Origin of the sequence: Telluria mixta (assembly GCF_029223865.1) — a bacterium.
Taxonomy (GTDB): domain Bacteria; phylum Pseudomonadota; class Gammaproteobacteria; order Burkholderiales; family Burkholderiaceae_D; genus Telluria; species Telluria mixta.
Map to the genome: position 1 here is coordinate 7,104,514 of NZ_CP119520.1, position 13,450 is coordinate 7,117,963.

Sequence of the window (13,450 nt, forward strand, 5' to 3'; positions counted from 1 at the left end):
GCGGCCTTTCTATTTTTCTTTTTCGGACAGCATGTAGCCCACGCTGCGCACGGTCTTGATCAGCTTTTCCGCTTCCTTCAGCGCCTTGCGCAGGCGGAGGACGTGGACGTCGACCGTGCGCTCCTCGACGGCGGCCGCGTCGCCCCATACCTTGTCGAGCAGCTGGCTGCGCGAGAACACGCGCTCGCGGTGCGCCATCAGGAATTTCAGCAGGCGGTACTCGGCATTCCCCATCTCGAGCTGGCGGCCGTCCAGGGTGACGGTGCAGCTGGCCGGATCGAGCGTGACGGGACCAGCCGACAGCGGCGCCTCGGCCAGGTGCGGGCTCTTGCGGCGCAGCAGCGCTTTCGAGCGGGCCACCAGTTCGCGCGGCGAGAACGGCTTCGTCACGTAATCGTCGGCGCCCGTGTTCAGGCCCGCGATCTTGTCCTCTTCCATGCTCTTCGCCGTCAGCATGATGACGGGGATGTCCTGGAAATCGCGGTCGCCGCGCAGGCGCGACAGCAACCGCAGGCCGCTCTGGTCGGGCAGCATCCAGTCCAGCAGCAGCAGGTCGGGCCTGCCGTGCACGATCGAATCCCAGGCCGACGCCACGTTCGCGGCCGTGCGAATCTCCCACCCCGTCTCGCGCAGCGAATAGCTCACCAGTTCGACGATCGCCGGCTCATCTTCGACAATCAGGACGCTCGTATTGGCCGCCATCGATCACCCTTCTCCGCCGGCCGCGACGGCCTGTGGTTTGCTGTGGCGGATATCCCGCCCTTCGACGACGTAGATCACGTACTCGGCGATGTTCTTCGCATGGTCGCCGATGCGCTCGATCGCCTTCGCGACCCACAGCACGTCCAGTGCCGACGAAATCGTGCGCGGGTCTTCCATCATGAACGTGATGGTGCTGCGCATGATGGTGCGGAACTCGTGGTCGATGACGTCGTCCTGGGCGATGATCTGCACGGCGGCCTTGCCGTCCAGGCGCGCGAACGCGTCCAGTGCGTCGTGCAGCATGTCGGCCGTGGCGCGCGAGATCGTGCGCACGGTCTCGTAGTGGTTGAAGCTCACCATGCCGCGCTCGTGCAGGCTTTTCGCCGTGCGCGCGATCTTGGCGGCCTCGTCGCCGATGCGTTCGAGGTCCGTGATCACCTTGATCGTCGCCATGATCGTGCGCAGGTCGTTGGCGGCCGGCTGGCGGCGCACGATCAGGTGGCTGCAGGCGTCGTCCAGCTGCACTTCGAGCTGGTTGACGGCGTGGTCGTCCGCCACCACCTTGTCGGCCTGCTCGGTGTTACCGACGCGGAAAGCATTCACCGCTTCGTCGAACTGCGTTTCCACCATGCCGCCCATGAGCAGCACTTTCGACCGGATCGCTTCCAGTTCCTGGTCGTACTGCTTGGAAGAGTGCTCGCCTACCATGTGTTCATCCTGTTCAATAATGTAATCTTACCGCATCAACCGAAGCGGCCGGTGATGTAATCCTGCGTCTCTTTCCGTACCGGGTTCAGGAACAGCTGGTCGGTCTCGCCGAATTCCACCAGTTCGCCCAGGTACATATACGCCGTGTAGTCCGAGCAGCGCGCGGCCTGCTGCATGTTGTGCGTGACGATGGCGATCGTGTAGTCGCCCTTCAGTTCGCTGATCAGTTCCTCGATCTTCGACGTCGAGATCGGGTCCAGCGCGGACGTCGGCTCGTCCAGCAGCAGCACGTCCGGCTTCACGGCGACGCCGCGCGCGATGCACAGGCGCTGCTGCTGGCCGCCGGACAGCGACAGGCCACTCTTGTTCAGCTTGTCCTTCACTTCGGTCCACAGCGCGGCCTTCTTGAGTGCCCATTCCACGCGCTCGTCCATCTCGCCCTTGGACAGGTTTTCGTACAGGCGCACGCCGAACGCGATGTTGTCGTAGATGGACATCGGGAACGGCGTCGGCTTCTGGAACACCATGCCGATCTTCGCGCGCAGCATGTTCACGTCGACACCCGGCTCCAGGATATTGCGGCCGCGGTACAAAATCGATCCCTCGGCGCGCTGGCCCGGGTACAGGTCGTACATGCGGTTCAGGGTACGCAGCAGGGTCGACTTGCCACAGCCCGACGGGCCGATGAACGCGGTGACCTGCTTGTCGTGGACGTCCAGGCTGACGTTCTTCAGGCTCTTCGTCTTACCGTAATAAAAGTCCAGGCCGGAGATCTCGATGGTCTTGGTCTTCGGCTTGCCGTTGGTGGTCTGGGCCGGGGTGGACAGGGTCTGGGTCATCATGGGATCTAGGGTCTTCGTCGATTTATTGCGGGGTCTTTTGGCGGAACAGCGTCCGCGACAGGATATTCAGGAGCAGCACGCTGAACGTCACCAGCAGGGCGGCGCCCCAGGCGAGGCTGCGCCAGTCTTCGTACGAGCTCATCGCGAACAGGTAGATCGCCACCGGCAGGTTGGCCATCGGCTGTTTCATGTCGAGGCTGAAGAACTGGTTGTTCAGCGCGGTGAACAGCAGCGGCGCCGTCTCGCCGGCGATGCGGGCCACGGCCAGCAGAACACCGGTCACGACGCCCGCCTTCACGGCGCGCAGGCGCACCATCATCGCCACTTTCCAGCGCGGCGCGCCCAGCGCGAACGCCGCTTCGAGCAGGCTGTTCGGCACGAGGTGCAGCATGTTGTCGGTCGTGCGCACGACGACGGGGATCGCGATCAGCGACAGCGCGATCGTGCCGGCATAGCCCGAGAAGTGGCCGATGCGGGCGACGACCAGCGCGTACACGAACAGGCCGACCACGATCGACGGCGCCGACAGCATGATGTCCGTGACGAAGCGCGTGACCGTCGCGAACTTGTTGTTCTGGCCGTACTCGGCGAGATAGATGCCGGCCAGGATGCCGACCGGCGTCGAGATCGCCGTGGACAGGCCCACCATCATGAGGCTGCCGACGATCGCGTTGCGCACGCCGCCCGGGCTGCCCGGGGCCGGCGTGTCCATCGTGAACAGCGTGTGCGACAGTGCGCCGAAACCGTTGACCAGCAGGGTCTCCAGGATCCACAGCAGGAAGCCGAGGCCCACGGCCATCGCCAGCACGGACAGCGCGATGCCGATGCGGTGCCCCAGCAGGCGGCGCCGGTAGACGTTATTGACGACGGCATCCATTACTTCACCCCTTCCTTGCGGGACATCCCGACGAGCATCAATTTGGCAGCCGACAGCACGATGAACGTGATGGCGAACAGGATCAGGCCCAGCGCGAACAGCGAGGACACGTGCAGTTGCGAGCTGGCTTCGGCGAATTCGTTGGCCAGCGTGGAGGAAATCGAGTTACCCGCCGAAAACAGCGACAGCTTGATGTCGTTGGCGTTGCCGATCACGAAGGTGACGGCCATCGTCTCACCGAGAGCGCGGCCCAGGCCCAGCATCACGCCGCCGACCACGCCGGCGCGGGTGTACGGCAGCACGATCTTGCGCACGACTTCCCACTTGGTGCAGCCGAGGCCGTATGCGGATTCCTTCAGCACGGCCGGCACGATCTCGAACACGTCGCGCATCACGGAGGCGATGAACGGGATGATCATCACGGCCAGGATCAGGCCGGCGGTCAGCAGGCCCAGGCCCATCGTCGGACCCTGGAAGAACGGGCCGATGAACGGCAGCACGCCCAGCGTCTTTTTCAGGAACGGCTGGATGGTGTCGCCGAACAGCGGCGCGAACACGAACAGGCCCCACATGCCGTAGATGATCGACGGCACGCCGGCCAGCAGTTCGACGGCCATGCCCATCGGGCGGCGCAGCCAGGCCGGGCAGATCTCGGTGAGGAACAGGGCGATGCCGAAGCTGATGGGGAAAGCGACGAGCAGCGCGATGATCGACGTGACCAGGGTGCCCGTGATGGCGATCAGCGCGCCGAATTTGTCGTTGACGGGATCCCACTCGTTGGTCGTGAGGAAGGATGCGCCGAATTCGCGGAACGCAGGCGCCGCGCCGATCGCCAGGGAAATGATGATGCCGACGAGGACGATCAAGACGCTCGCGGCGAACAGCAGGGTCACCTTGTGGAAGATGAAGTCCTGAATGCGCTGCACGCGCATGGTATTGCGCAGTGCGACGTTGCGGGCTTCTTCCTGCAACGCGGCCTGGCCGGTCTCGTCGGCGGCGAGCGCGGGGTGTGCGTTCATGTGTTTGTCCAATTTATTACCTAGAAGCAAAAACGCGCCGCTCCCCCGACCTCGCGCCGGGAGGTGGGAGCGGCGCTACCCACATGTCGGGTTTGCTCAAATTTGGGTTTGCCCGATTACCAGATCGCCTTGCCCGAACCGTCTTTCACGTTGTTCTTCCAGGCGGCTTCCACCAGCTTGGTGACGGAATCCGGCATCGGCACGTAGTCCAGCTCGGCCGCAGCGGCGTCGCCGCTCTTGAAGGCGTAGTCGAAGAACTTCAGCACTTCCTTGCCCTTCGCGGCGTCCGCCTGCGACTTGTGCACGATGGCGTACGTCACGCCGGTGATCGGCCACGCGTTCTTGCCGGCCTGGTCGGTCAGGACGACGCCGAAGCCCGGCGCCTTGACCCAGTCCGCGTTCGCCGCGGCGGCCTTGAACGCGTCGTCGTCCGGCTGCAGGAAGTTGCCGTCGCGGTTCTTCAGCTGGGTGTGGGCCAGCTTGTTCTTCTTGGCATACGCCCACTCGACGTAGCCGATCGAGCCCTTGATGCGCTGGACGTTGGCGGCGACGCCGTCATTGCCCTTGCCGCCCACGCCCACGGCCCATTTCACCGCGGTGCCGGCACCGATCTTCGCCTTGAAGTCCGGGTTGGTCTGCGACAGGTAATTCGTGAACAGGAACGAGGTGCCCGAACCGTCGGCGCGGTGCACGACGGTGATGTCTTCGGCCGGCAGCTTCACGCCCGGGTTCAGGGCGGCGATCGCCTGGTCGTTCCACTTGGTGACCTTGCCCAGGTAAATGTCGGCGACGACCGGACCGGTCAGTTTCAGCTGGCCCGGCGCCACGCCGTCCAGGTTGACGATGGCGACGACGCCGCCCATGATGGTCGGGAACTGCATCAGGCCCGCTTCGTTCAGCTCTTCGACCGGCAGCGGCATGTCCGATGCACCGAAATCGACGGTCTTGGCCTTGATCTGCTTGATACCGGCGCCCGAGCCGATCGACTGGTAGTTCAGGCCATTGCCGCTGGTCTTCTTGTACATCTCCGCCCATTTCGCATAGATCGGGTAGGCGAAGGTGGAACCAGCACCGGTGATGTCGGCGGCCAGCGTCGCGGTGCTCGCGAACGCAGCGGTGGTGCCGATGATGATGGTTGCCAGCAGTTGCTTCATGCGCATATCAAGGTCCTTTGGTTAGGTGTGACACGGTTGATGCTGCGCAGTGTAGTGAGCAAATATGACGGCTTTATGACATGAGCAACCTGACCATATGACATGCGTGGCGCATAATGTGACAGTCCCGGATGACATGTCACACAACGCTTGGACCGCTGTCACAATATGCGGTTCCACCCTCTTCCACAGTCGAGAAAAAGCGCCTTGTAAATACTTTTTCTTATGCTAATTTGAAAGTGTTTATGCAGTATGGAGGAGTAGTCCTACAATCTCGAAGGCAGATGGGGAGGGAGCGCTCAACGGCGTTTGAATGGTATGTTATTCATTACAGGCATGCTGACCGGGATGATCGTCCTCGTCGTGTACGAGGTGATTTCCGAAGGCATCGGGAGTACTAAAAAGTTGCATGACCGCTATCACGAATAGCATTGGGGGCCGGAAAGGCTTCAACAAAGAAAAAGCGGCGGGGCCACAGGCACCCGCCGCTTTTCTTGTCGACACTTACGATATCAGCGCAGGAAGCGCGACACCTGGCTCATCGCCGCCAGGTCCAGGTTCATGAACTGCAACCCGGCCTTGAATTCGCCATTACTGAAAATACAATACATGACCTTGATGCGCGCGTGCAGGGGGAACGGCGTGCCGTCGACGAGGAGGTCGAAGCCAACCTGGCCCGTCTGCCCCGGCTGCAACGGGTGCGGCACGGTAATGCTGACGCCGTTGGCGCCGATGTCGGATGTACGTCCCTGGACGGGGGCCTGGCCTTCCATCGCCAGGACTGCCCGCACCTTCAGGATCTTGCGCGCGGATTGCCTCTGTTCTATCGCCACGATAAGCCTGTGATACTTTTAAAAACGAGGTGGCATTATAGGTGGAAACAGCAGCGCCCGTGTTACCGCTATACAAGTAAAAGCGATCAGTCGAGCTCGCGCAGCTTGCTGAATGCCTCGTCGATCCGCTCGACGGCCACGATGTTCATCCCCTCGATCTTTTGCTTGGGGACGTTAGCCTTCGGGATCACGGCGACGGAAAAGCCCAGCTTGGCCGCCTCGCGCAAACGCTCCTGTCCGCGCGGCGCGGGGCGGATTTCGCCGGCCAGGCCCACCTCGCCGAAGACGACGAGGCCGCGCGGGAGCGGCTTGTTGCGCATCGACGAGTTGATCGCCAGCAGCACGGCAAGGTCGGCCGCCGGCTCCGTGATCTTGACGCCGCCCACCGCATTGATGAACACGTCCTGGTCGAACGCGGCGATGCCGGCGTGGCGGTGCAGCACCGCGAGCAGCATCGCCAGGCGGTTCTGCTCCAGGCCGACGGACAGCCGGCGCGCGTTCGGCAAATGGCTCGCGTCGACGAGCGCCTGGACTTCGACCAGCAGCGGCCGTGTTCCCTCCTGCGTCACCATCACGCAGGAACCGGGCACCTGGTTGTCGTGTTGCGACAGGAACAAGGCAGACGGGTTCGACACGCCTTTCAAACCCTTTTCCGTCATCGCGAACACGCCCAGCTCGTTGACGGCGCCGAAACGGTTCTTGATGGCGCGCACGAGGCGGAAGCTGGACTGCGTATCGCCTTCGAAATACAGCACGGTATCGACGATGTGCTCCAGCACGCGCGGGCCCGCGAGCGCGCCCTCCTTCGTCACGTGGCCGACGAGGATGATCGTCACGCCCGTCTGCTTGGCCACGCGCGTGAGCTGGGCCGCGCATTCGCGCACCTGCGAGACGGAACCGGGCGCCGACGTCAGCGCGTCCGAATACAGCGTCTGGATCGAGTCGATGACGGCGACGTCCGGCTTAAGGTCGGCAATGGTGCCGAGGATTTTTTCCAGCTGGATCTCGGCCTGCAGTTTCAGGTCCTTCGCCTCGACCTGCAGGCGACGGGCGCGCAGGGCGATCTGGGCGCCGGATTCCTCACCGGACACGTACAAGGTGCTGCGCGCCGTGGCCAGGTTCGCCAGCGCCTGCAGCAGCAGCGTCGACTTGCCGATGCCGGGGTCGCCGCCGATCAGCACGACGCCGCCCGCAACGAGACCACCGCCGAGCACCCGGTCGAATTCGTCGATGCCGGTACCGAAACGGGGCACGTCGATGGCCTCGATATCCTTGAGCGACAGCACGGGCGCCGTCTGCGCCAGGCTCTTGTGCATGTGCGGCGTCTGCGACATGCGGTTCAGGCCGGCGGTCTCGACCTGCTCGGTCATCGTGTTCCACGCCTTGCAATCGCCGCATTGGCCGGTCCAGCGGCTGGCGACGCTGCCGCAATCGCTGCAGACGAAACTGGTACGGGGTTTAGCCATGATTCTTTGCTTTATCTTTATAAAACGGGATCGCACCCGAGCGGCGCCTCGGCCACGCGGACGCGCTGCGCCAGGGCGCACATCAATTCATAGCCGATCGTGCCGGCGGCATGCGCCACCTCGTCGATCGGCAGACCGTCGCCCCACAGGGTGACCTTGCTGCCCACTCTGGCGTTCGCGATGGGCGACAGGTCGACGGCCATCATGTCCATCGACACCCGGCCGACGAGCGTCGTGCGAATGCCGTCCACGAGCACGGGCGTGCCGTGCTCGGCGTGGCGCGGGTAACCGTCCGCATACCCGCAGGCGACGACGCCCACCGTCATGGCCCGGTCCGCCTGGAAGCGGCTGCCGTAGCCCACGCTGTCGCCCGGCTGCAGGTGCTGGATGCCGATGATTTCCGATTTCAGGGTCATCGTCGGCAACAGGCCATAGTCCCTGGCGGAGCGGCCGCCCGGCGTACCGCCGTACAGCATGATGCCCGGCCGCACCCAGTCGCTTTGCAATTCCTGGACCAGTTCGGCCGTGTGCAGCACCCCGCCGGAATTCGAGAGGCTGCGCTCGCCCGGCAAGCCGTCCGCGCCGAGGCGGAAACGGCGCACCTGCTCGCCGATCGACAGGCGCGGATGCTCCAGCTCGTCCGCGTTCGCGAAATGCGTCATGAACGTGATGTTGCGGATGCCCGGGACAGCGCGCAGGCGCTGGTACGCCGCCGCGAACTCGTCCGGCCGGAAGCCGAGACGGTTCATGCCGGTATTCATCTTCAGGTGCACGTCGATGGGACGGTAGAGCTGGGTGTACTCCAGCATCTTGACCTGCTCGATGCAGTGGACCGTACTGTTGACATTGTGTTCAGCCAGCAAGGGGATGTCCGACGCGTCGAAGATTCCCTCTAATAGCAGGACAGGCTTTACCCAGCCCAGCTCGCGCAGGCGCAGCGCGTTCTCCGTCTCGATCAGGGCCAGGCCATCGGCTTGGGCGAAGCCGCGCATGCCCCGTTCCAGGCCGTGTCCATACGCATTCGCCTTCACCACCGCCCAGATCTTCGCCTGCGGCGCACAGGCGCGCGCACGGGCCAGATTGTGCTGCATGGAGTCGAGGTGGATGGTGGCGTGCAGGGGACGTGGCATGGCTTGCAGATGGGGGCGACGGCTGAGAACGAAAGGTTTATTTTACTCCCGGCAGTGAAATGCCGTATTGTCGATTCCTTGGGCTAACCGGTCTTTCATGGTATAAAGCAACCCATCCAGTTTTTTGAACTCTTCGAATGAATCGTGGTTTTTATACCATCATGGCGGCGCAGTTCTTCTCGTCGCTGGCAGACAACGCGCTGATATTTGTCTCGATCGGTCTGCTAACGGCGATGAAAGCCCCGGCTTCGCTCGCGCCGCTGCTGAAGCTGTCGTTCGTCCTGTTCTATGTCCTGCTGGCTGCGTTCGTCGGTGCGTTCGCCGATTCGATGCCCAAGGGACGGGTGATGTTCATCGCCAATTTAATCAAAGTTTCCGGCTGCTGCCTGATCTTCTTCGGCGTGCATCCCCTCATCGCCTGCGCCGTCGTCGGCTTCGGCGCCGCCGTCTATTCTCCCGCCAAGTACGGCATCCTGACCGAGCTGCTGCCGGCCGAAAGACTCGTCGCGGCCAACGGCTGGATCGAGGGCCTGACCGTCATGTCCATCATCCTCGGTGCCGCCATGGGCGGCGCCCTCGTCAGCGCCCACGGCAGCGAGTGGCTGATGACGTTCGACGTGCCTTATATCGATACCGGGATTAATACGCCGACCAAGGGCCAGCTTGCCGTGCTGATCGCCGTATACGCGCTGGCCGCCGGCTTCAACCTGCGCATTCCGGACACCGGCGCGCGCTACGAACACCAGGAACGCAATCCGGCGAGGCTGATCGCCGATTTCGCCGACTGCTCCGCCACGCTGTGGAAAGATAAACTGGGCCAGATTTCGCTGGCCGTGACGACCCTGTTCTGGGGCGCCGGCGCCACCCTGCAGTTCATCGTGCTGAAATGGGCCGAGCGCTCGCTGCACATGCCGCTCGACAAAGCGACGAGCCTGATCGGCGTCGTCGCCATCGGGTCGGCGGTCGGTGCGGCGATGGCCGCGAAGATGATCCCGCTGAAGAAATCGCTGACCGTGATCCCGCTCGGCATCATCATGGGCCTCGTCGTCACCTCGATGACGATCGTGTATTCGCTGACGATCGCCGTCCCGCTGCTGCTGATCATCGGCCTGTTGTCCGGTTTCTTCGTCGTGCCGATGAACGCCCTGCTGCAGCACCGCGGCCACGTCCTGATGAGCGCCGGCCACTCGATCGCCGTGCAGAACTTCAACGAGAACCTCTCCATCCTCACCATGCTGGCGCTGTACGCCATCATGATCACGCTGAACCTGGACCTGAACGTCATCATCGTCCTGTTCGGCCTGTCGCTGGCCGGCATCATGTGGCTGATCGGCCGCCGCCACGCGGCGAACCAGCGCGAGCACGATTCGCTCGCGCTGATCGGCGAGCACAAGCACTGATTCGAAATTCGGGGTCAGAGCACTTTTTCGAGAAATTGATCGGTACGGGCGCCGACGTCCATCCGTGACCGCGTGAGGGCCCGCATGCTGGTGCCCAGCGCCGAACAATGTTGAGAAAAACAGTGCGCTGAAATGTGCTCTGACCCCGAATCTTTGCGAAAACGTGCTCTGACCCGAATCTTGGTAAGGGCCTCGGAGCAATTGCCAAAAAACGGGGTCTGACCCCGGTCAGGGGTGTAGGCGGGCGTTGGCGCGGTCGCGCCAGTCGTTCGGGACGATGAAGCCCCGTTCGAATTCGACGATGTTGCCCGGCTCTTCGCGTACCAGCGACACGAGCACCGGCGCGCTTGACGCCATGAAGTGGTCTTCCAGTTCCGCAGCCAGTTGGGCCTTGTCCAGCATCCATACGGCCGATTGCGCGCGGAACGGCGGCAGCCATTGCAGGCGCGGCAGGATCAGGAAGCGGTCGCCGGGCAAGGCGTCGAGTTCTTCCAAGGCGCACCAGAAGCCGCGGCAGTGGCCCGCCGTGATGCCCTGCATGGCCTGGTACGTTCCCCGCGGGTAGAACAGCCAGCCCTTCACGAGCGCGCGCGCCGCGACGACGGGCCGCGGCAGCACGTCCTGCGCGGCCGGGTGGCTGCCCAGTTCGAGCTGGCGGTCGAACACCTTGCGCATCTTGCGGCCGAGGCTGTCGGCCAGGTTCGGGCCGACGAACGTGTCGAAGCCCGTCGTGGCATCGCCTTGCAGCAGGTAGAACTTGGTGGCGAACTCGATGTGCTCCACACCGCCCTCGCCCGCATCCAACAGAAAATCGAATTCGCCGACGGTATCGTTGCGGCTCGCCCGCACCTGCAGGCCGTGCGCGACGAGGCGGCCCTGGTGCGCGAAATAAAAGGCCATCAGCTTTTCCGCGTACAGGCCGAGGCGCGTATACATCTTGGCGCCGAGCGCGGCGTCCAGCGGCGTGGGATCCGCATCGAGTTCGGCCAGCCAGCGCGCCGTCTCTTCCGTCATCGGACCGAGCGTCGCGATGCGGCCTTCCCAGTGCGGGTCGTGGATGTCGAGCAGGTCCGGAGCGTCCAGCAGCCAGGCCAGCGCCCTCACCCGCGCGCGCCGTAGATGGCGCCAGCGGCGTTCGAACAGTGCCTGGTAGGTGTCAGCCTGATCGCGCACGGGCGTTCCTTGCCCTGCACAAGTCGGCCCACGCCAGGGCCTTGTCGGCGCCGCGCCGCAGCAGTTCGCCCGGATGCAAGGTGGCGACGAGATTCACGCTGCCGCCACCCGTTTCCAGCGCGTGGCTGCTGCCGCGCGCGCCTGCCAGCGGTTCCGGCAGCGGCCGGCCCAGCAAGGTGTTGGCAGCGATCTGGCCCAGGGTCAGCACGGTCTCCGCGCCCGTCAGCGCCACCTCGCGTTCGAGGTAGGGACGGCACGCGGCCGCCTCCTGCGGCGTGGGTGCGCGCTCGCCGCCGCTTGCGCTCGTCGGGCGGCACTTGATCAGGTTCGTCACGTAGACGTCGCGCTCGCGGCCCATGCCGACGGCGGCCAGCATGTTGTCTAGCAGCTTGCCCGGATCGCCCGCGAGCGGCACGCGCGCTTTTTCATCGGCGGCCGTCGTGGCGCCCGCCGCTACGACCCAGCGCGCCTGCTTCGCCCCCGTGCCCGGCACCGGCGCGCGGCCTTCGCGGCACGCGCTGCAGCGGCGGCACGCGGCGATGGCGATGGCCAGCTGGTCCCAGTCCATGGCCGCGATTTCTTCCGGCGTTGCGTCGCTCGGCAACGCGGCGTCGTCCCACGCGGAATCGTGGTCGGCCGGCGGCGCCAGTGCGGACACGGATTGCGCGACGGGTTGCAGCGGCGTCGGTCCGGGCGGACGAGGTCCCGCCGGCGCGGGCCGTGGCGGCGGCGCGACCGGCGCAGGCGGCGGGGCGGCCGGCGCGGCGACCGGCGCCAGTGCGGATGCCGACTGCGCTACCGGCTGCAGCGGCGTCGGTTCCGCGACGACGGCCACGTCCGGCTCGGCGATCGCAGGCTCAGGTGCCGGCGCCGTGCGCAACTGCCACAGCGGGCCGAGCCCCATCTCGTTCAGGAAGATGGCGTCGCGTTCGCTGACACCGTTCATAACACATACCTCATCACGATCGCATCCTCGCGCCGTCCTTCGTGCGCGGGATAATAGCCCTTGCGGCGGCCGATCTCTTCATAGCCGTACTGCCGGTACACGTCGAGTGCGCGCGTGTTCGACGGCCGCACCTCGAGCAGGATCGACGCCATGCGCTGCGCACGCGACCTGGCCGCGATGCGGTCGAGCAGATAGCGCCCGACGCCGCGCCCGTGCAGCGGCGCCGCGACGGCCACGTCGAGCAGGTGCGCCTCGTCCACCGCATACATCAACAGGAAATACCCGGCCAGCGCGCCGGCCGGCGCGCGCAGCACCCAGGCGTCGTAGCCGCTCGCGAGCGAATCCATGAAATTCGCGCGGCTCCACGGATGCGGGAACACGCTGCATTCGAGGGCATGCACCTCGTCGACGTCGCCCACGACCATCGGGCGCAGTTCCAGGTGCGACACATCCGTCATCGCGCGTCCGCCTTGGCCGCGTTGATGGCCTGGCGTTCGGCACTCGTGTACGCGACCTTGTTGCGCAGGTACAGCGGCTGCGCCTCGTCGGCCGGCACCGCGCGGCCCGCCGCCAGTGCGGCCACGCCCAGCACCGCGAATTCGCGCGCATGCGGCAGGATGTCGCTATGCGCGCCGGCCGCAAAAGGCGCGTTCGCGAAGGCTTCCGGATACGCCGCAAAGCCATTGCCGCACGCGACCAGGCCATCGACCGCTTCCGGCGCGACGGCGCCCGGCGCGCTCAGCGCGGGCGCACGCACGGTCTCCCACGCGCCGGTCCAGCGGTACTGCGCCCAATAGACTTCGCCCATGCGCGCATCCAGCACGGCGAGAACGTCGGTCGCGCCCGTGCGTGCGCGGCACGCCTCGGCCATCGCTTCCAGGGTCACGAGCGGCAGCACGGGTTTGCGCGCACCGAATGCGAGTCCTTGCGCCACGCCGCATGCCGTGCGCACGCCCGTGAACGAGCCCGGACCGGCGCCGAACGCGATCGCGTCGCAGTCGGCCAGCGCGATGCCGGCGTCGCGCAGCAGTTCCTGCACCATCGGCAGGACGGACTGCGAATGCGTGCGCACGCCGGACGATTCGCGGGTCAATACGGGGGTGTCCGCGCCGTCCGCGCTGTTCAATAACGCGCAGGACGCCAGCTCGGACGAGGTTTCGATGGCGAGGATGATAGGCATGGCGTATTGTAACCCGGCGG

14 protein-coding genes are annotated in these 13,450 nt (G+C 65.0%); 1 reads left to right on the top strand and 13 read right to left on the bottom strand.

What is annotated here, in order from left to right; translation table 11 throughout:
- Nucleotides 1-9: 9 nt before the first annotated feature.
- The 9 genes from P0M04_RS31215 to alr form a co-directional block, all read right to left on the bottom strand.
- Entirely contained in the window at nt 10-702 is a 693-nt protein-coding gene (locus P0M04_RS31215; RefSeq protein WP_036234156.1) for a response regulator, read from the bottom strand.
- Between the two features lie 3 nt (nt 703-705).
- A complete protein-coding gene (gene phoU, locus P0M04_RS31220; RefSeq protein WP_056127954.1) occupies nt 706-1,410 on the bottom strand; it encodes a phosphate signaling complex protein PhoU in 705 nt (234 codons plus the stop codon).
- Between the two features lie 35 nt (nt 1,411-1,445).
- Nucleotides 1,446-2,252, bottom strand: coding sequence for a phosphate ABC transporter ATP-binding protein PstB (gene pstB / locus P0M04_RS31225; RefSeq protein WP_307727204.1), 807 nt, complete (start codon nt 2,250-2,252; stop codon nt 1,446-1,448).
- 22 nt (nt 2,253-2,274) lie between these two features.
- The gene (gene pstA, locus P0M04_RS31230; RefSeq protein ID WP_259450416.1) at nt 2,275-3,129 is read right to left on the bottom strand and encodes a phosphate ABC transporter permease PstA; all 855 of its coding nucleotides are present in this window, start codon (nt 3,127-3,129) and stop codon (nt 2,275-2,277) included.
- Entirely contained in the window at nt 3,129-4,061 is a 933-nt protein-coding gene (gene pstC, locus P0M04_RS31235; RefSeq protein ID WP_371877349.1) for a phosphate ABC transporter permease subunit PstC, read from the bottom strand. Before pstC ends, pstA begins: the two co-directional genes overlap by 1 nt.
- 203 nt (nt 4,062-4,264) lie before the next feature.
- Nucleotides 4,265-5,308, bottom strand: a complete 1,044-nt coding sequence (gene pstS / locus P0M04_RS31240) for a phosphate ABC transporter substrate-binding protein PstS (RefSeq protein ID WP_259450418.1) — start codon at nt 5,306-5,308, stop codon at nt 4,265-4,267.
- A 506-nt stretch (nt 5,309-5,814) separates the two neighbouring features.
- Nucleotides 5,815-6,135: a PilZ domain-containing protein gene (locus P0M04_RS31245; RefSeq protein ID WP_259450419.1), complete on the bottom strand. Its 321-nt coding sequence runs from the start codon at nt 6,133-6,135 to the stop codon at nt 5,815-5,817.
- 86 nt (nt 6,136-6,221) lie between these two features.
- Entirely contained in the window at nt 6,222-7,601 is a 1,380-nt protein-coding gene (gene radA, locus P0M04_RS31250; protein ID WP_259450420.1) for a DNA repair protein RadA, read from the bottom strand.
- 17 nt (nt 7,602-7,618) lie between these two features.
- Nucleotides 7,619-8,731, bottom strand: a complete 1,113-nt coding sequence (gene alr, locus P0M04_RS31255; protein WP_259450421.1) for an alanine racemase — start codon at nt 8,729-8,731, stop codon at nt 7,619-7,621.
- Between the two features lie 137 nt (nt 8,732-8,868).
- On the opposite strand from alr, the gene lplT reads away from it, so the two are divergent.
- A complete protein-coding gene (lplT, locus tag P0M04_RS31260; RefSeq protein ID WP_259450422.1) occupies nt 8,869-10,131 on the top strand; it encodes a lysophospholipid transporter LplT in 1,263 nt (420 codons plus the stop codon).
- A 228-nt stretch (nt 10,132-10,359) separates the two neighbouring features.
- Here the strand turns inward: lplT and P0M04_RS31265 are convergent, their stop codons facing one another.
- Genes P0M04_RS31265 through tsaB form a run of 4 tightly spaced genes read right to left on the bottom strand, consistent with a single transcriptional unit; the run spans nt 10,360 to nt 13,430 of the window.
- Complete coding sequence (locus tag P0M04_RS31265) at nt 10,360-11,304, bottom strand: DUF1853 family protein (RefSeq protein WP_259450423.1); 945 nt, start codon at nt 11,302-11,304, stop codon at nt 10,360-10,362.
- Nucleotides 11,288-12,250 (bottom strand): uracil-DNA glycosylase, encoded by a 963-nt coding sequence (locus P0M04_RS31270; RefSeq protein WP_259450424.1) that lies wholly within the window; start codon nt 12,248-12,250, stop codon nt 11,288-11,290. The genes P0M04_RS31265 and P0M04_RS31270 overlap by 17 nt, the downstream gene beginning before the upstream one ends.
- Nucleotides 12,247-12,708, bottom strand: a complete 462-nt coding sequence (gene rimI / locus P0M04_RS31275; RefSeq protein ID WP_259450425.1) for a ribosomal protein S18-alanine N-acetyltransferase — start codon at nt 12,706-12,708, stop codon at nt 12,247-12,249. The genes P0M04_RS31270 and rimI overlap by 4 nt, the downstream gene beginning before the upstream one ends.
- Complete coding sequence (tsaB, locus tag P0M04_RS31280; protein WP_259450426.1) at nt 12,705-13,430, bottom strand: tRNA (adenosine(37)-N6)-threonylcarbamoyltransferase complex dimerization subunit type 1 TsaB; 726 nt, start codon at nt 13,428-13,430, stop codon at nt 12,705-12,707. The genes rimI and tsaB overlap by 4 nt, the downstream gene beginning before the upstream one ends.
- Between the last annotated feature and the right edge of the window lie 20 nt (nt 13,431-13,450).

Bases quoted from the DNA above. Each gene is read 5' to 3' on its own strand.
- P0M04_RS31215 (WP_036234156.1), bottom strand. From the start codon at position 702: ATGGCGGCCAATACGAGCGTCCTGATTGTCGAAGATGAGCCGGCGATC.
- phoU (WP_056127954.1), bottom strand. From the start codon at position 1,410: ATGGTAGGCGAGCACTCTTCCAAGCAGTACGACCAGGAACTGGAAGCG.
- pstB (WP_307727204.1), bottom strand. From the start codon at position 2,252: ATGATGACCCAGACCCTGTCCACCCCGGCCCAGACCACCAACGGCAAG.
- pstA (WP_259450416.1), bottom strand. From the start codon at position 3,129: ATGGATGCCGTCGTCAATAACGTCTACCGGCGCCGCCTGCTGGGGCAC.
- pstC (WP_371877349.1), bottom strand. From the start codon at position 4,061: ATGCGCGTGCAGCGCATTCAGGACTTCATCTTCCACAAGGTGACCCTG.
- pstS (WP_259450418.1), bottom strand. From the start codon at position 5,308: ATGCGCATGAAGCAACTGCTGGCAACCATCATCATCGGCACCACCGCT.
- radA (WP_259450420.1), bottom strand. From the start codon at position 7,601: ATGGCTAAACCCCGTACCAGTTTCGTCTGCAGCGATTGCGGCAGCGTC.
- alr (WP_259450421.1), bottom strand. From the start codon at position 8,731: ATGCCACGTCCCCTGCACGCCACCATCCACCTCGACTCCATGCAGCAC.
- lplT (WP_259450422.1), top strand. From the start codon at position 8,869: ATGAATCGTGGTTTTTATACCATCATGGCGGCGCAGTTCTTCTCGTCG.
- P0M04_RS31270 (WP_259450424.1), bottom strand. From the start codon at position 12,250: ATGAACGGTGTCAGCGAACGCGACGCCATCTTCCTGAACGAGATGGGG.
- rimI (WP_259450425.1), bottom strand. From the start codon at position 12,708: ATGACGGATGTGTCGCACCTGGAACTGCGCCCGATGGTCGTGGGCGAC.
- tsaB (WP_259450426.1), bottom strand. From the start codon at position 13,430: ATGCCTATCATCCTCGCCATCGAAACCTCGTCCGAGCTGGCGTCCTGC.